The organism is Nostoc sp. DSM 114159 (assembly GCF_053470285.1).
Map to the genome: position 1 here is coordinate 2,817,890 of NZ_JBPFEH010000001.1, position 23,778 is coordinate 2,841,667.

Below are 23,778 nucleotides of genomic sequence, written 5' to 3' on the forward strand. Positions count from 1 at the left end.
CAATTTCAGACATCTGGGAATACTAAATTTGGAGTCTTAAAGATTTAGCAGCATGGTTAGCACTTTTGTAAATATTCCTGGATACAAGGTTAACGAAGAACTCTACAATGGTTCGAGAACCCTAGTTTATCGAGGGTATCGAGAGAGTGACTCATTACCAGTAACGATCAAACTGCTGAAAAATCCATATCCGAGTTTTGGCGAACTTTTGTCGTTTCGCAATCAGTACGCCATTGCGAAAAATCTCAACTCACCGCTAATCGTCCAAAGCTACAGCCTCCAACCCTATCAGAATGGCTATGCGTTGGTAATGGAATTTGGGGGGATTTCTCTCAAAGAATGGCTCCTCAGCCAAAGCCGACAATCTCTACAAGAATTTTTAGAAATTGCGATCGCCCTCTGCGACACCTTAAATTTACTCTACCGCGAGCGCATCATCCACAAAGATATTAAACCCAGCAATATATTAATTAATCCCCAAACCAAACAAGTTAAATTAATCGACTTTAGTATTGCATCTCTATTACCAAGAGAAACCCAAACCTTCGTCAATCTCAATGTGTTAGAAGGGACACTTGCTTATATTTCCCCCGAACAAACAGGCAGAATGAATCGAGGAATTGACTATCGCACAGACTTCTACTCACTCGGCGTAACTTTCTACGAATTACTAAAAGGAGAGTTACCCTTTCAATCAAACGATCCAATGGAGTTGGTACATTCTCATATTGCAAAACTTCCAGAAAAATTGACGAGCAAATCAGAAAGAGAAATTCCTCAAGTACTAGATGATATCGTCATGAAGTTGATGGCGAAAAACGTCGAAGATAGATATCAGAGTGCATTAGGACTGAAGTTTGATTTAGAAAATTGTCTGCATCAGTTACAAGTTTCGGGTAAGATTGAAAGTTTTGAAATAGCGAGTCGGGATGTGTGCGATCGCTTCATTATCCCCGACAAACTCTACGGACGAGAAAGCGAAGCAGCAACTTTACTGCAAGCCTTTGATAGAGTCGCTAACCCCCCTGAATCGGGACATAGGGGGGTAGAAATGATGCTCGTTGCAGGGTTTTCTGGAATTGGCAAAACCGCCGTCGTCAACGAAGTGCATAAACCGATTGTCAGGCAGCGCGGCTACTTCATCAAAGGCAAATACGATCAATTCAAGCGCAACATTCCTTTGAGTGCTTTTGTACAAGCTTTCCGCGACTTGATGTCACAACTATTGAGTGAAACTGATATTCAGCTAATGCAGTGGAAAGAGAAAGTCTTATCTGCTTTAGGTGAAAATGGGCAAGTTTTAATAGATGTCATTCCCGAACTCGAACAGATTATCGGCAAACAACCACCTGTTGCTGAACTCGGTGGTAGTGCAGCCCAGAACCGCTTCAACTTGTTATTTGTGAAATTCATCGCCGTGTTCGCTACAGCCGAACATCCGTTAGTAATGTTCGTAGATGACTTGCAGTGGGCAGATTCAGCCTCACTCAACTTAATACAGGTGTTGATGAGTCAAAGCGAGGTCGGCTATCTGTTCATCATCGGAGCTTATCGAGATAACGAAGTTTCAAAAGCACATCCCCTGATGCTGATGCTAGAGGAGATTGAAAAAGCCGAGGCGATCGTCAATACCCTGACTCTCAATCCTTTGAGTCAAACCCATCTTAATGATTTGATAACCGATACACTGAGTTGTTCGCCAATAACAGCACTGCCACTGACAGAGTTAGTTTATCAAAAAACCAAAGGCAACCCCTTCTTTGCCACCCAATTTCTCAAAGCTTTGCACGAGGAAGGATACATTACTTTTGACTTCAATGGCGGACATTGGCAGTGCGATATTGCAGTAGTGAAGACACTCGCGCTCACCGATGATGTAGTAGAGTTCATGGCAATGCAATTGCAAAAGTTGCCCGATGAAACTCAAAATGTACTCAAACTTGCTGCCTGTATTGGCGCTCAATTTGATTTAGCAACTTTGGCGATTGTTTCGCAACAATCGGAAATTGACACGGCTGCGGCTTTATGGAAAGCTTTGCAAGAAGGGTTGGTTTTACCAATTGGTGATGTTTATAAATTTTATCAACAACAGTCATTAGTCATCCCTACCCTTCGGGAACGACTTCGTCGAACGGCTCCGCTCAGGGCGAGTAGTCATTTGTCATTAGACAAGAGCGAACAAATGACCAATGACCAAGGACAAATGACAGTTTCTTACAAATTCTTACATGACAGAGCGCAACAAGCAGCTTATTCCCTGATTCCTGATAACCAAAAACAAACGACTCATTACCAAATCGGACAACTGCTGCTACAACAGATTTCCGCACAAGCTAGAGTTGACCGGATTTTTGAAATCGTCAATCAATTAAATCACGGAACTGCTTTAATTACCCAACAAACCCAACGAGAAGAATTAGCCCAACTCAATTTAATTGCTTGTCGCAAAGCCAAAACTTCAACCGCCTATCAAGCAGCCCATGAATATGCCACCGTGGGATTATCTTTGTTGGGACAAGCTTGGCAACAACACTATGAAATGACCCTCGCTTTCCATGAATTAGCGGCAGAAGTGGCAATGCTGGGTGGTGATTTTGAGGCGATGGAACAGTTCATTAATATTGTCATTGAACAGGCTCATGACTTACTAGAAAAGGTCAATGTTTACCGCATTAGGATTCAAGCCAAGGTTTCCCAAATGCAATTTACTGAAGTATTGGGCATCGGCATCAATCTCTTACAACAATTGGGGATAACGATGACCGAATCACCCACAATGGCAGATATTCAGCAATCAATCCAAGAAATTAGCGAATTCATTGGCGACCAAAAAGTTGAAGATTTTGCCGATCTCCCTGTCATGACCGATGCCAAGAAAATAGCCATTACCCAGATCGCCAGCAGTATCATGGCAACTGCTTACAGCTGTGGCTCTCTTTTGTATCCATTATTAACGACCTTGGTCGTCAAATTATCTCTGCAACACGGAAATATCTCTGTTTCTGCTACTAACTATGCTTGCTACAGCCTGGTTCTCTGTAACATCCAGAAAGATATAGATTTAGCTGCACAGTTTGGCCAGTTGGCATTCCATCTCGTTTTAAAATTCGATGATAAAGCGCCGAAACCTGAAGTATTTTTGCTGCTAGGTGGTTATATTCTCCACCGAAACTATCACATTGCAGAAACTTTACCCGTCTTGAAGGAGGGCTACACGCTGGGGCTAGAGATTGGCAATCTGGAATATGCTGGATATTGCGCTCAAACTTTCTGTCGGAATGCTTTTTACTGCGGTCAACCCCTTGCTGAGTTGGAGCAAAATACACGCAATTACTATCATGCTTTAGTGCAATTGAAGCAGTTAGGATCGGCAAATTCCTGTCTGATCTATTGGCAAGCAATTTTAAATTTACTGGGTTTTGCAGAACATCCCACTATTTTTTCTAGCTCTGCACTGCAAGAAACAGAATTTCTGCCTCTGCTGCGGTCTGCAAATGATTGGCATGGCTTAGAGGATGTTTTACTCATATAAGTTGACCCTTGGCTTTTTGTTTGGGGACTTTGAGGCAGCAAACAATCTTGCGCTTGAGTGCAGAAACTATTTCATGGGAGGTGCAAGTACAGTTGGCGAACCTGCATTTTATTTCTATGATTCTTTGATTGCTCTAGCACAATTGACTCAGCGATCGGGCGAAGTATCAACCGCATTAGAGCGAGTAGCAGACAACCAAACTAAGTTACAGCACTGGGCGCACTATGCCCCAATGAACTATCAGCATAAGGTTGATTTGGTAGCAGCTGAAAAATGTCGAGTGTTAGGACAAAAAACCGAAGCAATTGAGCTATATGACCAGGCAATTTCTCTTGCTAAAGCTAACGAATATATCCAGGATGAAGCCCTTGGCAACGAACTAGCAGCAAAGTTTTACCTAGATTGGGGTAAACAGCGCATTGCTGGGGAGTACATGATTGAAGCTTACTACGGCTATGCTCGCTGGGGTGCAAAAGCCAAAGTTGCAGATTTAGAAAAACGCTATGCCCAATTACTCGCTCCAGTATTACAGCAAAATCGTTCGACCCTTTCCACTCATGAAACTATCTTTGCCCTGGGGACTGTCACTTCCACTTCTGCCACTTCTAGCAGCAGTCTCTCACATACCTTAGATTTAGAAGCGATTCTCAAAGCTTCTCACACAATCTCCAGTGAAATCGAACTGGAAAAACTGCTTGCATCTTTACTGAGAATCGTCATCGAAAATGCCGGGGCTGATAAATGCGTGTTAATACTGTTGCGAGACAGTCGCCTGTTGATTAAAGGGTCAATGACTCTGGGAACAGAACCAGTAGTATTGCAGAAAATTCCTGTGGAGGAGAGTCAGGATATTCCCCAAAAGCTCATTTACAAAGTCTTGCATAATAGTCAGACTATTGTCCTGCTGGATGCAACAGCAGATCCCACCTTAGCCAACGACCCCTATATCATACGTCAGCAGCCCAAGAGTATTTTGTGTAGCCCGATTTTGCATCAAGGCAAGTTGAGAGGCATTTTATATCTAGAAAATAACTTAGCAACGGGGGCATTCACCAGCGATGGCTCCGCCAACGCCAAGGGCGATCGCATCGAACTCCTGAATTTAATCTGCGCTCAAGCTGCAATTTCCTTGGAAAATGCGCGACTTTACGAACGTTCCTTAGAATATGCCCAACAATTAGAGCGATCGCTTGCCGAATTGAGTGCTGCACAGTCTCGCTTTCATAACTTAGTAAACAATGTACCTGGAGTAGTTTATCAATACAGCATGAGTGCCAATGGGGTTATATCGTTGAGTTACATTAGTGCCGACTGTTACAGCTTGCTGGAAATTACCCCAGAGCAAGCCATATCTAATTGGCAGTTTTTCGACAATCTGGTGTATGCAGATGATGTCGTGAGTTATCAGCAGTCCCAGATTGATTCGATTCAAACCTCATCTCCTTGGCAATGGTCTGGACGAATTGTTACACCCTCTGGAATTATCAAGTGGATTCATGGCGAATCAAGAGTCCAAAGATTTGCTGATGGGTCTATGGTTTGGGATGGCTTATTTTTAGATATTAGCGAACAGCAAGCAGCACTTCACAAACGCAAAATTGCTGAACTTGCTTTAGAGCAAAAATCACTCGACTTAGAACAAGCACTAATTGATTTACAAAACGCCCAATTACAAACGATCCAAAGTGAAAAGATGTCTGCTTTGGGTAACTTAGTTGCTGGGGTAGCCCACGAAATGAATAATCCTTTGGGTTTTATTTCTGCCAGTATTAAACAAGCTAAACCCACGATCGCCGATATTGTCGAACACTTGAAACTTTATCAAGAAACTTTACCTGATAAGAGTGAAGAAATCCTCGACCACGAGTCAGAAATTGACTTGGAATATAGCTTAGAAGACTTGCCAAAAATGCTTAATTCGATGACGATGGCGTGCGACAGGCTGAAAAACATCAGCACCAGTTTGAGAACTTTTTCTCGTGCCGATCGCGATTACAAAGTGCCTTTTAATATCCACGAAGGTATTGATAGCACGATTTTAATTTTGAAACATCGTCTCAAAGCTAACTCTGAACGTCCGGCGATTGAAGTTGTCACTAACTACGGCGATTTACCGCCAGTTGAATGTTTCCCCGGACAATTAAATCAGGTATTCATGAATATTATTGCTAATGCTATTGATGCTTTAGAAGAGTCGAATATTGGGCGAAGTGGGGCAGATATTCAAGCCAATCCCAACCGAATTACTATTACTACTGCCGTGCAAAATGATTTCGTAAAAATTGCTATTGCAGATAATGGTCAGGGAATGAGTGAATCGGTAAAACAAAAGATTTTTGACCATTTGTTTACTACGAAATGTGTAGGTAAAGGAACGGGGTTAGGGTTGGCGATCGCTCGGCAAATTGTTGAATCAACCCACGGCGGCAAATTGAGTTGTAACTCTGTTGTTGGTCAAGGCACTGAATTTATTATTGAAATTCCGGTGTAAATTTTTATTCTTGTTTCTAAATAACTTTAGATATCTGGGAACACTATATCAGTAAATCATCACTTCTTCAGCAGTATGATAGCCACTTTTGTGAGAATTCCTGGATATAACGTTACCGCAGAAATCTACAACGGTTCGAGAACCGTGGTTTATCAAGCAGTTCGAGAAACTGGCTCTTTAAGAGTAGCAATCAAACTGCTGAAAAATCCTTATCCCAATTTCAGCGAACTCTTGTCGTTTCGCAATCAGTATGTGATTGCGAAAAATCTCCACTCACCTCTAATCGTCCAAACTTATAGCCTAGAACCGTACCAAAATGGCTATGTTTTAGTCATGGAAGACTTTGGGGGAATTTCTCTGACAGATTATTTCACCTCTGACCAGACGCTACATATCGCTTCTCTACAAGAGTTTTTAGAAATAGCGATCGCACTCTGCGACACCTTAAATTTACTCTACCAAGAGCGGATTATTCATAAAGATATTAAACCTAGCAATATATTAATTAATCCCGAAACCAAACAAGTTAAATTAATTGACTTTAGTATTGCATCACTATTACCAAGAGAAACCCAAACCCTCGTTAACCCCAATGTTTTAGAAGGAACATTAGCTTATATCTCTCCCGAACAAACAGGCCGAATGAATCGGGGGATTGACTATCGCACAGATTTTTATTCACTCGGCATAACTTTCTACGAATTACTCACTGGAGAGTTACCTTTTGCGTCCAACAATCCAATGGAGTTGGTACATTCTCATATTGCGAAAATCGCACCATTAGTACACGAAATTAATCCAGAAATTTCATCTGTACTATCAAAAATTGTCAGTAAATTGATGGCGAAGAATGCTGAAGATAGATATCAGAGTGCCTTGGGACTGAAATTTGATTTAGAAAATTGTCTGCATCAATTACAAGTTTCGGGTAAGATTGAGAGCTTTGAAATAGCACAGCATGATGTGTGCGATCGCTTCATTATCCCCGATAAACTCTACGGACGGGAAAATGAAGTTCAGTCTTTACTGAAAGCCTTCGAGCGTGTTGCTAGCGGCGGTTCTGAACTGATGCTAGTGGCTGGTTTTTCTGGTATTGGCAAAACTGCGGTGGTGAATGAAGTCCACAAACCCATCACCCGACAGTACGGCTATTTCATCAAAGGGAAGTACGACCAGTTTAATCGCAACATTCCGTTTTCAGCCTTTGTCCAAGCTTTTCGCAGCTTGATGGGACAAATCCTCAGCGCATCCGATACAGAATTAGCTCGCTGGAAGGAGCAAATCCTGGCGACTGTTGGTGAAAACGGACAAGTTCTGATTGAAGTCATTCCCGAACTAGAATACATCATTGGTTCCCAACCCCCGCTAATTGAATTAGTTGGGAGTGCATCTCAGAATCGGTTTAATCTGCTCTTTGGCAAATTTATTCGGGTATTTACGAAAAAAGAACATCCCTTAGCGATCTTCCTCGATGATTTGCAGTGGGCCGATTCTGCTTCTTTGAACCTTTTGAAATTGTTGATGAGCGAGTCAGAAGCAGGCTATCTACTCGTACTGGGAGCTTATCGGCATAATGAAGTTTTTCCAGCCCACCCGCTGATGCTAACTTTCAATGAGATTAGAAAACAAGGTGTCAATCTCAATACTCTCATGTTGGCTGCTTTGAATGAATTAGATATTACTTGTTTAGTTGCCGATACATTGCAGTGTTCAAATAATATCGCTGCGCCACTTTCGCACTTGGTCTACCAAAAAACTCAGGGAAATCCATTTTTCACCATTCAGTTTTTGTACGGACTGCACGAGGAAGAATGTATTTTTTTCAATCGTTCCTCCGGCTATTGGCAGTGTGACTTAACCCAGGTGACACAGTTGGCGCTGACGGATGATGTTGTGGAATTTACGATCCGACGATTGCAGAGGCTACCAGAAGCAACACAGCAAGTATTAAAGCTAGCGGCGTGCATTGGTAATCGATTTGATTTAGAAACCTTAGCAGTAGTCTGTGAAGCTACTCAAGATAGTGTAGCAGCAGACTTGTGGCGATCGCTTCAAGACGGGTTAGTTATTCCAGAAAACTCAACCTACAAGTTTTTCCAAGGCAAAGGACACGATGTAGAAGCGGTTGATAACATTACTGTTAGTTATCTGTTTCTCCACGACCGAGTACAGCAAGCCGCTTACTCTCTCATTCCTGAGACTTTGAGACAAGCAACCCACTTCCAAATTGGCAAACTTCTGCTTGCTAATGTTTCAAAAGAAGAACAAGGCAGTAAAATTTTTGCGATCGTCAATCACTTAAATGAGGGCTTGGTACTTCATCAAAGCCAGGAAGAACGTTCAGAACTTTTACAACTAAACTCTATTGCCGGGAAAAAGGCTAAAGAGTCTACTGCCTATGGAGTTGCTGTTAACTACTTTACGGTAGCTGAGAGCTTGTTACCTCCAGATAGTTGGCAGCAATGTTATGAGAAGTCCTTAGATGTTTATTTCAATCTCGCAGAAGTTAAGTATTTGTCTGGAGATTTTCAATCTTCTCTAGCCATTGTTGAAGCGATCTCTAGCTTTGCAAGACAACAAATTGAAAGAGCTGAAGCCTTTAACCTAGCGATTTTGATGTTCACATTGCAAGGTCAGTACCTCCAAGCACTTCAGTATGGACAAAAGGCATTGTCTTGCTTGAATTTTGATTTATCAGAAATAGACTTACCAGATAAACTTGAATCTTACCAACGTGAGATTCAATTGAAATTAGGCGATCGCACAATAGAGCAGCTCGTTGATGAACCAGAAGCCACCGATCCAGAAAAACGCCTGATTATCAAAATATTGAATAATTTAATCGTACCCGTTTATGTTCTCCAAAAGGCAGAACTATACTTTGTCGTCGCGTTATCGATGGTTTCAGTATCTCTCAATTTTGGCGTAATAGCTGAATCAGGAAACGGATTTTCCGCCTATGGAATGTATCTCGGATATTATCAAAGCAACTATCAATCTGGCTATGAATTTGGAGTACTTGCAGAAAGTTTAGCCAAACGATTTAAGCAAGCAGATAATCTATGCAAAGCTTGTTATATGCTGGGGAATAATCTGCTTTCATGGGTGCGTCCCTTGCGTTGCTCAGGGCCTATTTTCGATCGAGGATTAGTGGCTGGGCTACAGTCTGGGGAGATGGTTTTCTCAGGTAATCTTTTGATGTACAAGCTGCTCAATCCATTTTATGCAGGAGAAAACCTATTAGAAATTCAGCAAAATCTTCCTGAATATTTAGAATTTTGTGCCAAGAAACTTAACTATCAGCTTACTGTGGATGTGCTCTCTGGATTAAACATTGCGCTTGCTGAACTGACAGCTAGTTCTGCTCTTGATATCCCGACTGAGCAGCAGCATCTTGAAGTATGTAGAATAAACAACAGCGATTATGCAATTTGCCACTATTTGCTCCTAAAAACTAAAATTCTCTGTTTTTACGGACGCTATGAGGAGGCATTGAAATCGGCTCAGGGGGCTGAAGACCTCGTTGGTACAATTACTGGAAAATATCAGGTTGCAGCGATCAATTTCTATCAATCTATTGCTATAGCTGAATACTGCCGGAGTCATTCTCTAGGTTTAGACAATAGTTACATCCAAAAAGTTAAATCAAACCAAGCGCAACTGAGTCTATGGGCAGCTAGTTGTCCGGAAAACTTTGCTCATAAGTACGATCTCGTGAATGCAGTTTTAAGCGTTTTATCAGGACAGAAAACAGAAGCAATTGAACTATTTGATAGTGCTATTTCTCTTGCTGAAGTCAATGGCTATCTGCAAGAACAAGCCTTAGGAAACGAACTTGCAGGTAAATTCTGCCTCGAATGGGGCAAAGAAAAATTCGCCGCAGGCTATATACAAGAAGCTTACTATTGTTACGCAAAATGGGGTGCAAAGGCCAAAATTGCCGATCTGGAAAGACACTATCCGCAACTGCTAACCCCTATCCTCCAGCAAATCCATACTCCCTTCTCCACTAGAGACACAATCTTCACATTGGCAAATGTTACATCCGTCAGTTCCAGCATTTCCGACAGTAGTAATGTATCTGTTGCTTTAGATTTAGCTGCCATTCTCAAAGCTTCTCATACTATCTCAGGTGAAATCGAATTTGAAAAACTGCTTTCATCGTTACTTGAGATCGTCATTGAAAATGCGGGGGCTGATAAATGCGTGTTTATGCTCTTGCGAGACGAGCGCCTGTTAATCAAAGGAGCGATTACCACAGGTTCAAAGCCAATTGTCTTGCAGCGTATTCCCATTGAAGATAGTCACGACATTCCCCACAGACTGATTTACAAAGTCAAACATGACAAGCAGACTGTTGTGCTACTAGATGCAACTGCCGATTTGACTCTCGCCAACGACCCATACATCATGCGCCAGCAGCCGAAAAGTATCTTGTGCAGCCCGATTTTGCATCAAGGGAAGTTGATGGGCATTTTATATCTCGAAAACAGTTTAGTCACGGGGGCCTTTACAAAAGAGCGCGTCGAACTTCTCAACTTACTTTGCGCTCAAGCTGCCATTTCCTTGGAAAATGCCCGACTTTACGAACATTCCTTAGAAAATGCCCAACAATTAGAACAGTCGCTGTCAGAGTTGAATACGGCCCAGTCTCGCTTCCACAACTTAGTAGATAACGTGCCTGGAGTAGTTTATCAATACCAGATGACTCCTGATGGGGTTTCCACACTGACTTATATCAGCGCCGACTGTTACAACCTGTATGAAATCACCCCAGAGCAGGCTACTGCCAATGTAGATTTTCTCACACAAATGGTGCATCCAGAGGACTTCGCTTCTTACCAGCAGTCCACAAGCGATCTCGTTCAAACGCTATCTTCTTGGCATTGGGAGGGGCGAATCATCACCTCTTCAGGAATCGTCAAGTGGATTCACGGAGAAACGCGAACCCATCGCCAGGATGATGGTTCGATCGTTTGGGATGGATTGTTTTTAGATATTAGCGATCGCAAGCAAGCAGAACTGGCATTGCAACAAGCTCAATTACAAATTGTTCAAAGTGAGAAAATGTCTGTGTTGGGTAACTTAGTTGCTGGTGTTGCTCACGAAATGAATAATCCTTTAGGTTTTATTTCTGCCAGTCTTCAACAAACTAAACCCACCATTGCCGATGTTACCGAACACCTGAAATTATATCAAGAAACTTTCCCAAATAAAAGTGAAGAAATCGAAGACCATGCAGAATCAATTGACTTGGAATATAGCTTATCAGACTTGCCCAAAATGCTTGATTCCATGACGATGGCGTGCGAAAGATTGAAAAATATCAGCACCAGTTTGAGAACTTTCTCTCGTGCCGATCGCGATTACAAAGTGATGTTTAATATCCACGAAGGTATCGATAGCACTATTCTCATTCTCAAACATCGTTTGAAAGCTAACCCTGAACGTCCGGCGATTGAAGTTGTTACAAACTACGGAAATTTACCGCAAGTTGAATGCTTCCCTGGACAATTAAATCAGGTATTTATGAATCTTTTGGCTAATGCTATTGATGCATTAGATGAATCGAATACCGGGCGCAATCTTCAGGACATCAAAGATAATCCCAACCAAATTAACATTACAACTTCAATCGAAAATAATTTCGTGAAAATTGCCATTGCTGATAACGGCAAAGGGATGAGTGAATCAGTCAAATCAAAAATATTTGACCATTTGTTTACTACGAAATCTGTGGGTAAAGGTACGGGGTTGGGATTGGCGATCGCAAAACAAATCGTCGAATCAACCCACAGCGGCAAATTGAATTGTAATTCTGTTATCGGTCAAGGTACAGAATTTATCATTGAAATTCCGGTGTAAACTTTTATTCTGGTTTCTAAATAACTTGAGATATCTGGGAACACTATATCTGTAAATCTTCACTTTTTCAGCAGTATGGTCAGCACTTTTATTAGGATTCCCGGATATCGCTTAACTGAAGAACTCTACAATGGTTCCAGAACCCTAGTTTATCGAGGATATCGAGAAACTGACTCATTACCTATAGTCATTAAACTGCTGAAAAATCCCTATCCGAGTTTTGGCGAACTCTTGTCGTTTCGCAATCAATACACCATTGCTAAAAATCTGAATTCACCTCTGATAGTTCAAACTTATAACCTAGAACCTTACCAAAATGGCTATGCATTGGTAATGGAAGATTTTGGTGGGATTTCTCTTAAGGAATGGAAATTCAAGGGGAATCTACAATCTCTACAGGAGTTTTTAGTTCTTGCAATCGCCCTATGCGACACCTTAAATTTACTCTACCACGAGCGCATCATTCACAAAGATATCAAACCCAGCAATATATTAATCAATCCCCAAACCAAACAAGTTAAATTAATTGACTTTAGTATTGCATCACTATTACCAAGAGAAACTCAAACACTAGTTAATCCTAATGTATTAGAAGGGACACTTGCTTATGTTTCTCCCGAACAAACAGGTAGAATGAACCGGGGGATTGACTATCGCACAGACTTCTATTCACTCGGCGTAACTTTCTACGAATTACTAACGGGAGAGTTACCTTTTGCTTCCAACGAACCGATGGAGTTGGTACATTCTCATCTTGCCAAAATCGCACCATTAGTACACGAAATTAATTGCGAAATTTCATCTGTACTATCAAAAATTGTCAGTAAATTGATGGCGAAGAATGCTGAAGAGAGATATCAGAATGCCTTAGGACTAAAATTTGATTTAGAAAATTGTCTGCATCAGTTACAGATTTCAGGTAAGATTGAAAGTTTTGAAATAGCGAGTCGGGATGTGTGCGATCGCTTCCTCATTCCCGACAAACTCTATGGACGAGAAACCGAAGTAGAAACTCTATTACAAGCATTCGATCGAGTAAGTCAAAGCACAACAGAAATGATGCTGGTAGCAGGTTTTTCCGGCATTGGGAAAACAGCCGTCGTCAACGAAGTTCACAAACCAATTGTCAAGCAACGCGGTTATTTCATCAAAGGAAAATTCGACCAATTTCAACGGAACATTCCCTTCTCTGCTTTTGTCCAAGCATTTCGGGATTTAATGGGGCAATTATTAACCGAAAGCGATGTCCAGCTAGAACAATGGAGAAATCAAATATTAGCAGCACTTGGAGAAAATGGACAAGTAATTATCGAAGTGATTCCCGAACTAGAGCGCATTATTGGCAAACAACCTTCTGTAACCGAACTTTCTGGCAGTGCTGCTCAAAATCGCTTCAACTTACTATTTGAAAAATTTATCCAGGTATTCGCCACAAAAGAACATCCTCTAGTCATCTTTATTGATGACTTGCAGTGGGCAGATTCGGCATCGCTGAAGTTGATGCACCTGTTAATGAGTAAAACTGATAGTCAGTATCTCTTACTGATTGGCGCATACCGAGATAACGAAGTTTCGGAAGCTCATCCATTAATGTTGACGCTGCAAGACCTGGAAAAAGCAAAGGCAACCATTAATACTATTACCTTAGCTCCCCTGAATCTGGAATCAATAAACCAGTTAGTTGCAGATACGCTGAGTTGTTCTCTAAACTTGGCGTTACCCTTGACCGATATGGTGATGAGCAAGACAAAAGGTAATCCCTTCTTCAGCACACAATTTCTCAAAGCATTGCATGAAGATGGATTAATTACCTTTAACTTTAAGGGTAACTATTGGCAATGTGACATTGCTCAAGTGCGTTCGCTCTTGCTCACCGATAATGTCGTAGAGTTCATGGCAGTGCAACTAAAGAAATTGCCAATCTTAACCCAAACAATTCTCAAATTGGCAGCTTGCATCGGGGCGCAGTTCGATCTCAATACCTTAGCAATTGTTTCAGAACAATCTCAAACAGACGTAGCGGCGGCGTTATGGAAAGCTTTGCAAGAAGGGTTAATTTTACCAATTAGTGAAGTTTATAAGTTTTACCAACAAGAGTTATTAGTCATCCCTTCTCTACGAGACGCTACGCGAACGGCTCCGCTCAGGGCGAGTAGTCATTTGTCATTCGCAGACGAAGTACAACCAGCCGATGACCGAGAACAATTGACAGTTACTTATAAATTTTTACACGATCGCGTCCAACAAGCCGCCTATTCCCTGATTCCCGATGACCAAAAACAAACGACTCATCTCAAAATTGGTCAACTGCTGCTCGATGGCACATCGGACATAGAACAGACCAACAAACTATTTGATATAGTCAATCACCTGAACAGGGGATTGAAATTGGTCGTTGAACCCGCAGAACGAGCGAAAATTGCCCGGTTAAACGGACTCGCCGCTAAAAAAGCTCGGTCTGCAACCGCCTATGAATCTGCCATAACCTACGCAAATACGGGGATCGCTCTGTTAACCCCCAATTGCTGGCAAAGTCAGTATGAATTGGCGCTAATGTTGCACGAATTGGCAGCTGAAAATGCTTTTCTTGCCGCAGACTTCGAGCAAATGGAACATTGGGCGCAGATAGTATTGCAGCAAGGAAAAACTCTCCTCGATCGGGTGAAAATCTACGAAATTCAGATTCAAAACCATACATTGCAGCATAAACTGTTGGATGCGAGCGACCTGGCGAAACAAGTGCTAAGTCAATTAGGTATTCAATTGCCCGATAGCCCCACGCAAGAAGATATCCAGCAGGGATTTCAGCATACGGTGAACCTGTTGGCGGGTAGAGCGATCGAGGAGTTATTATACCTGCCTCCCATGACGGCAGGTGAACCTCTAGCAGCGATAAAAATTGCCGCCAGCGCTGCATCAGCTATTTATATTACAAATCCATCCTTATATCCATTACTAATTCTGTCGCAGGTGAATGCCTCGATTCAATACGGCAATGCGCCATTCTCTGCCTTCTTTTATGCCCACTATGGTCTGCTGTTGAATGGCATTTTAGAAGACATGGAAGGGGCAGAGCGGGCTGGCAAGCTAGGGTTAGCGGTCATCGAAAAACTCAATGCTAAGGAAGTTGAATGTAGAACCCGCGTTATAGCAGGGGCGCTGGTTCTGCATGGAACTACTCATCTGCAAACGTCAGTGCAAGTTCTACGGGAAGGCTACCAAATTGGATTAGACACCGGAGATTTGGAATTTGCGGGTTATGCCGCACTTCATAGCTGCAAAAATGCCTACTTCAGCAGTCAGGAACTAGGAACGCTGGAGCAAGACATCAACGCCTACAGCCAGATGCCAAAGAATCTCAAGCAGGTTCAGACGTTTAACTACTTTCAAATGCTCGGACAGGCGGTTTTTAACCTGTTGGGCAACGCTCAGAATCCCCAGCTTTCTGTGGGCGATCTGTGCGACGAGGCGCAGTTGCTACCCCAGTTGTTGGCAGCGAACGATCTGATGGGGCTTCATTTCTTCTATCTGCACAAACTGATTCTTGGCTACCTGTTTGGTGGAACGGCACAATCCCTGTCAGAGATTGCGACTGAGGGCAGACAGTATTTAACAGCAGGGGCAGGTCTTGTTACGGTGCCAATCTTTTACTTCTATGATTCTCTTGCTGCTTTAACTGGAGATTGTAGTGGGGATTCCGATCTGGGAGATCGCTTGCAACGGGTAGCAGAGAATCAGGCAAAGTTGCAGAAGCGATCGCATCATGCACCGATGAACTACTTGCATAAGTGGCATTTGGTGGAGGCAGAAAAGCATCGAGTGTTAGGTGAAAAAGCTGAAGCGATCGTACAAGTCGATCGCGCCATTGCTCTGGCTAAAGAACACGGTTATATCCAAGAAGAAGCCCTCGCCAACGAACTAGCTGCCAAATTTTACCTTGACTGGGGCAAACAGCGCATTGCCCAAGAATACATCACGAATGCTTACTACGCCTATGCCCGCTGGGGTGCGAATGCCAAAGTCGCCGACTTAGAAAAACGCTACCCCCAATTACTCGCCCCCATATTACAGCAAACCCGTTTGGCCCTCTCAACTAACGAAACTATCTTCGCTTCGGGAAGTATCACCTCCACTACATCTGCTACTTCCAGCAGCAGTGCTTCTGTAGCTTTAGATTTAGCTGCCATTCTCAAAGCTTCCCAAACTATTTCTGGCGAAATCGAACTGTCCAAACTGCTTTCATCATTGCTTTCGATCATCATCGAAAATGCGGGGGCTGATAAATGCGTGTTAATGCTGTTGCAAGACTCGCGCCTGCTAATTGAAGGTTCGATTACTGAGGGAACACAGCCCGTCGTGTTGCAGCATCTTCCGATTGAAGACTCTCAGGATATTCCAAGAAAGCTGATTTACAAAGTCTTGCACAACAGGCAACCTGCTGTAATAGTTGATGCCAGTGCCGATCTGACTTTAGCAAACGACTCGTATATCATCTGTAAGCAAACCAAAAGTATTTTGTGCAGCCCAATTTTGCATCAAGGGAAATTGATCGGCATTCTATATCTAGAAAATAATTTAACAAACGGGGCGTTCACGAGCGATCGCGTCGAACTTCTCAACTTACTTTGCGCTCAAGCTGCCATTTCCTTGGAAAATGCCCAACTTTACGAACGTTCCTTAGAATCGCTTTTGGAGTTGAATGTGGCCCAGTCTCGCTTCCACAACTTAGTAAACAACGTGCCTGGGGTGGTTTGTCAATACCAGATGAGTGCTGATGGCATCCTCTCGTTAAACTACATCAGTGCCGACTGTTACAATTTTTACGAAATCACCCCAGAACAAGCTGCTGTCGATCCCGATTTTCTCGACAAAATGATACATCCAGATGATCTGGCTTCTTACCTGCAAACTTACACTGACACCGTTCAAGCTCGATCTTCCTGGTGCTGGGAAGGACGAATCGTTACCCCGTCAGGAATCGTCAAATGGCTTCACGGTGAATCCAGAGTTGAACAGCGATCGGATGGCTCATTGGTTTGGGATGGATTGTTTTTGAATATTAGCGATCGCAAGCAAGCAGAACTTGGCTTGCAACAAGCTCAATTACAAATTGTTCAAAGTGAAAAGATGTCTGCGTTGGGTAACTTAGTTGCTGGCGTAGCTCACGAAATGAATAATCCTCTGGGTTTTATTGCTGCCAGTATTAAACAAGCTAAACCCACCTTTTCTGATATTGTTGAACACCTGAAAATATATCAAGAAACTTTTCCACATAAGAGTGAAGAAATCCTTGACCACGAATCAGAAATCGATTTGGAATATAGCTTAGAAGATTTACCGAAAATGCTTGATTCCATGACGATGGCGTGCGAGAGACTGAAAAATATTAGCACCAGTTTACGCACTTTCTCTCGTGCCGATCGCGATTACAAAGTGCCGTTTAATATTCACGAAGGTATCGATAGTACCATTCTCATTCTCAAACATCGTCTCAAAGCTAACGAACAACGTCCCGCGATTGAAGTTGTCACCAACTACGGCAATCTCCCTCAATTAGAATGTTTTCCTGGGCAACTCAATCAAGTATTTATGAATATTCTGGCAAATGCCATTGACGCATTAGAAGAGTCGAATATTGGGCGGAGTTTTGAAGATATTAAAGTTAATCCCAACCGAATTACTATTACCACTTCAATGGCAGATCAACTCGTGAAAATTGCCATTGCAGATAATGGTAAAGGGATGAGCGAATCAGTTAAACAGAAAATATTCGAGCATTTATTTACTACGAAATCTGTGGGAAAAGGTACGGGTTTGGGGTTGGCGATCGCTTTTCAAATCGTCGAATCAACCCACGGTGGCAAATTGAGTTGCAACTCTGTTCTCGGTGAAGGTACAGAATTTATCGTTGAAATTGCAATGTAAATCTTTGCTCTTGTTTATCAAACACTCAATATATCTGGGAACACTATATCTATAAATCGTCATTCCTTCAGCAGTATGGTCAACACTCTTGTTAGGATTCCCGGATATCACATAACTGAAGAACTCTACAATGGTTCGAGAACCCTAGTTTATCGAGGGTATCGGGAAGCTGACTCCTTACCAGTAACGATCAAACTGCTGAAAAATCCCTATCCCAGTTTTGGCGAACTTTTGTCGTTTCGCAATCAGTACGCCATTGCGAAAAATCTCAACTCACCGTTAATCGTCCAAAGCTACAGCCTCCAACCCTATCAAAATGGCTATGCGCTGGTAATGGAATTTGGGGGGATTTCTCTCAAAGAATGGCTCCTCAGCCAAAGCCGACAATCTCTACAAGAATTTTTAGAAATTGCGATCGCCCTGTGTGACACCTTAGATTTACTCTACCGCGAGCGCATTATTCATAAAGATATCAAACCTAGCAATATATTAATTAATCCCGAAACCAAACAAATTAAATTAATCGACTTTAGTATTGCATCTTTGCTACCACAAGAAACGCAGACAGTAATCAATCCTAATGTATTAGAAGGGACACTTACTTATATTTCCCCCGAACAAACAGGCAGAATGAATCGGGGGATTGACTACCGCACAGACTTATATTCACTCGGCGTAACTTTCTACGAATTACTGACGGGAGAATTACCTTTTGCATCAAACGATCCGATGGAGTTGGTGCATTGTCATATTGCAAAACTTCCACCGCTAGTATATGACATTAACCCACAAATCCCATTTGTACTCTCGGAGATTGTCAAGAAATTAATGGCGAAAAACGCCGAAAATCGATATCAGAGTGCGTTGGGATTAAAGTTTGATTTAGAAAATTGTTTAGAACAACTGCAAGAAACTGGGGAAATTCACAAGTTTGAAATAGCAACTAGGGATGTGTGCGATCGCTTCATCATTCCCGATAAACTTTATGGCAGAGACATGGAGGTTCAAACTCTCCTGCAAGCATTTGAGCGAGTCAGCCTTGGCGCAACAGAAATGATGCTGGTTGCTGGGTTTTCGGGGATTGGCAAAACTGCTATTGTCAACGAAGTGCATAAGCCGATTGTGAAACAACGCGGCTACTTTATCAAAGGCAAATTTGACCAGTTTAACCGCAATATCCCGTTGAGTGCCTTTGTACAGGCATTCCGAGATTTAATGGAACAATTGTTAAGCGAAACTGATGAGCAACTGGCGCAGTGGAAAGAGAAAATCCTCTGTGCTTTAGGTGAAAATGGGCAAGTCCTAATTGAAGTTATTCCCGAACTAGAGCAGATTATCGGCAAACAATCAGTAGCCCCAGAACTCAATGGTAGTGCCGCCCAGAACCGCTTCAACTTGGTATTTGTGAAATTCATTGCCGCGTTAGCTACACTAGAACATCCGTTAGTGATGTTCTTCGATGACTTGCAGTGGGCAGATTCAGCCTCATTGAAGCTCATGCAAGTGTTGATGAGTCAAAGCGAGGTGGATTCCCTGCTAACAATCGGGGCATACCGAGATAACGAAGTCTTTCCCAGCCATCCCCTAATGCTGACACTGGAGGAGATGAAGAAAGCTGAGGCAACTATCAGTACCCTTACCCTCACCCCGTTAAGTCAATCTCAGATCGATTGTTTGGTTGCCGACACCCTCAGTTGTTCCACAGTTCTAGCACAACCCCTAGCAGAGTTAGTCTATCAAAAAACCAAAGGCAATCCCTTCTTTGCTACCCAATTTCTCAGAGCTTTGCATCAGGAGAACTACATTGCATATAACCTGCAAGTTGGACACTGGCAGTGCGATATGGTGTCGGTGAAATTGCTCTCGCTTACTGATGATGTGGTTGAATTCATGGCGCAGCAATTACAAAAGTTGCCACAAGCCACTCAAGAGATACTGAAGCTGGCTGCTTGTGTGGGCGCACAGTTCGATTTGGAAACATTGGCGATCGTTTCCGAACGATCGCCAACCAATGCAGCCACAGCATTGTGGAAAGCTTTGCAGTTAGGCTTAATTTTACCCACGAGTCAGATTTACAAGTTTTTTCAGGATGCCCAAAAGTCCCAGGCAGGGGAGACAGTTAATCCGACCTATCGGTTCCTGCACGATCGCGTCCAGCAAGCTGCTTACTCTCTAATTCCTGACAACCAAAAGCAAGCGACTCATCTCAAAATTGGGCAATTGCTGTTGCAAAATACCGCACCTGAAGCCATAGAACTGAATGTTTTTGATATTGTTAATCAGTTGAACAATGGAATTGCTCTGATCGATCGGATCGGCGATCGCTATGAGTTAGCGCAGTTGAATCTGATTGCTGGCAAAAAAGCAAAAGTTTCTACAGCTTACAAGGCAGCCATTAAATACTGTGCGATCGGCATGGAAATCCTTCCGGAAGATAGTTGGCAGACTGCCTACGATCTCACATTTCAGCTTTATCGGGAATGTGCAGAGTGCGAATACATTACAGGACGCTTTGACAAAGCAGAACGACTCTTCCATCAGGCATTACAGTACGCCCAGAATAAATTCGAGCTAGCAGACATTTATGGGCTGCAATTAGCCCTGAGATCCAATCAGGGAGAGAATTTACTCGCCGCTTATGAGGCTGCACTGAGTGGCTTGAGTGTTATGGGTATGAGCATTCCGGCAACTGATGCAGGTCAGCAAGCGCTGATTGAAAGCATACTCAAGGAGATCCGCGTCAAACTGGAAACTGTACAACCCGCAGATTTATTCGATCTGCCTGCGATGACCGATCCGGCAAAGAAGGTATGTATGTCAATCCTCCCCGATCTCTGGGGGGCTGCTTATGTCGGTGGCAATCAAGCGCTAACAATTCTCAGTATCCTGTTAATGGTTCAGACTTCATTCACCTATGGCAATGCCGAAAGTTCGGGCTGCGCTTACTGTTTGTATGGGATGATGCTGACAATTCAAGGAGACTATCGCAGTGCTTATGAATTCGCTACCTTGGGGCGAAAGCTCGATCGCCAATTCAATAGCGCCAAGTTCATTCCCAAAACCAATAACGTTTTTGGTCATACAATCAATCCCTACAACAGGCCACTGGTTGAAAACCTCGCAGTTTACCAACAATCTCTTCAGATTAGTTATGAAACAGGTGATATTGGATTTGGCATCTGGGCAGTAGTATGTCTGATTTGGACGATGCTGTTGAAAGGTGATTGCTTATCAGAGGTGTATGCCGAAACCGAGAAATACTTGAGCTATGTGCAACAAGTAAATAACGCGAACATGACGCTGACATTTAACCTCCAGCAGCAATTTCTGTTGCACCTGCAAGGTTTGTTGGCCGAACCCGATCTGCTAGTCGATCGCGGCGATCGCCAGATTGTCTGTCTTGATGCTTGGCAGAAGAATAATTTTGAAGCTGGGATCAATTGGTATTACTTCTTGAAACTCCAGCTATTGTACTTGTACGGTCGCTATGCCGATGCCCTAGAAGTTGCTGCGATTGCTGAAAAAACCCTGGCTTCTAATCTTGGTCTGTTTCCGATCGTTTTATTCCACTTCTATTACCCGCTGAATTTAGCCGCGCTTTATCTCCAAGCAACCCCAGAGAATCAACAGCACTACTGGGATGTGATGCAGCAGCACCGCCAGCTACTAGAAACCTGGACACAGACTTGTCCAGAAAACTTTTTGCATCAATCGCTGTTGCTTGGGGCTGAAATGGCAAGAGTTTCTGGTAATTACGCAGATGCGATCGCCTGTTACGATCGCGCCATTATCGCCGCCAAAGAAAATCACTTTACCCAAATTGAAGCTCTTGCCAACGAACTAGCAGCAAAGTTTTACCTGGAATGGGATAAGGAGCGGATTGCTCAGGAGTATATGATTCAAGCTTACTATGGCTATGTTCGTTGGGGAGCCAAAGCCAAAGTCGCTGATTTAGAAAAATGCTATCCTCAACTACTTGCTGCGATATTACAGCAAACCCGTTCTCCCGTTTCAATTAACGAAACCATTTTCGCTTTGGGGAGCGTTACATACACCAGTTCGGCCACTTCTAGCAGCAGTTCTGATTCCCTAGATTTAGCCGCTATTCTCAAAGCTTCCCAAACTCTCTCAGAGCAAATCGAACTTGAAAAACTGCTTTCATCGTTGCTTAGAATCGTCATCGAAGATGCAGGGGCCGATAAATGCGTGTTGATGCTGTTGCGAGACGATCGCTTGTTGGTCAAAGGGTTAATTGTTGAGGGGTCACAACCAATTGTATTGCAGCGCATTCCCATTGAAGAAAGCCAGGATATTCCCCTGAAGCTGATTTACAAAGTCAAGCACAACAGGCAGACTGTTGTCCTGGTGGATGCGACAGCAGATCCCACCTTGGCCAACGATCCGTATATTGTTCGTCAACAGCCGAAAAGTATCTTGTGCAGTCCAATTTTGCATCAAAGCAAGTTGATGGGCATTTTATATCTAGAAAATAATTTAGCAATGGGAGCATTCACCAGCGAACGCGTCGAACTGCTGAATTTAATCTGCGCTCAAGCTGCGATTTCTCTGGAAAATGCTCGACTCTACGAACGTTCCTTAGAATATGCCCAACAGTTAGAGCGATCGCTTGTCGAATTGAGTACGAGTAACTCTCGCTTTGAGAAACTTGTAGATAACGTGCCTGGGGTTGTTTATCAGTACCAGATATCTGCTAATGGTGCAATGTCTCTCACCTATATGAGTAGAGAATGTTATGAACTATACGAAATTACAGCCGAACAAGCGATCGCTAATGTGCAGCTGCTCTTGGAGAGAATGCATCCAGATGATGTCGCAAGCTACCAGCAGTCTGTTATTGACTCAATGCAAACCTTAACTGATTTTGACTGGTCAGGGCGAATTATTACACCATCTGGGATGATTAAATGGATTCACTGCCAAGCCCGAATAGAACAAAAAGCCGATGGAACTATAGTTTGGGATGGATTCTTGTTGGATATTAGCGAACGCCGAAAAGCAGAACTTGCTTTAGAGGAAAAATCGCTCTTATTACAACAGGCGCTAACCGATTTGCAAAACGCCCAATTACAAACGATCCAAAGTGAGAAAATGTCTGCTTTGGGTAACTTAGTTGCTGGTGTTGCTCACGAAATGAATAATCCTTTGGGCTTTATTGCTGCTAGCCTGCAACAAACTAAACCCGTTATTGCCGATCTTACCGAACACCTGAAACTCTATCAAAAAACTTTCCCAAATAGCAGTGAGGAAATTATTGACCATGCCGAGCAAATTGATTTGGAATATAGCTTAGAAGACGTATCTAAGGTAATTGAATCGATGGCGATGGCGTGCAACAGGCTGAAAAAAATCAGCACTTCACTCTGCACTTTTTCTCGTGCCGATCGAGATTATAAAGTGCAATTTAATCTTCACGAAGGTATTGATAGTACCCTTCTTATTCTCAAACATCGCCTCAAAGCTAATCAACAACGTCCAGCTATTGAAGTGATAACTAACTACGGTAATTTACCGCAAATTGAATGTTTTCCTGGCCAATTAAATCAGGTATTTATGAATATTATTGCCAATGCTATTGATGCTTTAGAAGAGTCGAATATTGGACGCAGTTTTCAAGAAATTCAAACCAACCCTAATTGCATTACAATTAATACTTCACTTGCAGATAGTGTTGTAAAAATTACCATTGCTGATAATGGCAAAGGAATAAGTGAATCAGTTAAACAAAAGATTTTTGACCATTTATTTACTACAAAAGCTGTGGGGAAAGGAACGGGGTTGGGGTTGGCGATCGCTCGACAAATCGTTGAATCAACCCACGGCGGTAAATTGAGTTGCAACTCTGTTCTTGGTGAAGGTACAGAATTTGTGATTGAATTTCCAGTGTAATTTTTGGCTCGTTTAGTAAACAACTTCAGACATCTGGGAATACTAAATCCGGAAGTCT

3 protein-coding genes and 1 pseudogene are annotated in these 23,778 nt (G+C 42.7%); all 4 read left to right on the plus strand.

The features are described from left to right. Positions 1 to 52: 52 nt before the first annotated feature. The 4 genes and pseudogenes from ACR5KR_RS11625 (at position 53) to ACR5KR_RS11640 (ending at position 23,720) form a co-directional block, all read left to right on the plus strand. A pseudogene (locus tag ACR5KR_RS11625) lies at positions 53 to 6,023 on the plus strand (protein kinase domain-containing protein). Positions 6,024 to 6,098: 75 nt separating this feature from the next. Next, positions 6,099 to 11,888 (plus strand): AAA family ATPase, encoded by a 5,790-nt coding sequence (locus ACR5KR_RS11630; protein WP_448266630.1) that lies wholly within the window; start codon positions 6,099 to 6,101, stop codon positions 11,886 to 11,888. A gap of 75 nt (positions 11,889 to 11,963) precedes the next feature. Further along, positions 11,964 to 17,813 carry an AAA family ATPase gene (locus tag ACR5KR_RS11635; RefSeq protein ID WP_448266631.1) on the plus strand — a complete coding sequence of 1,950 codons (5,850 nt, stop codon included), beginning with the start codon at positions 11,964 to 11,966 and terminating at the stop codon, positions 17,811 to 17,813. 75 nt (positions 17,814 to 17,888) lie between these two features. Next, a complete protein-coding gene (locus ACR5KR_RS11640; protein WP_448266632.1) occupies positions 17,889 to 23,720 on the plus strand; it encodes an AAA family ATPase in 5,832 nt (1,943 codons plus the stop codon). Positions 23,721 to 23,778: the final 58 nt, after the last annotated feature.

Coding starts and splice junctions, on each gene's coding strand:
- ACR5KR_RS11635 (WP_448266631.1), top strand. CDS start 11,964: ATGGTCAGCACTTTTATTAGGATTCCCGGATATCGCTTAACTGAAGAA.
- ACR5KR_RS11630 (WP_448266630.1), top strand. CDS start 6,099: ATGATAGCCACTTTTGTGAGAATTCCTGGATATAACGTTACCGCAGAA.
- ACR5KR_RS11640 (WP_448266632.1), top strand. CDS start 17,889: ATGGTCAACACTCTTGTTAGGATTCCCGGATATCACATAACTGAAGAA.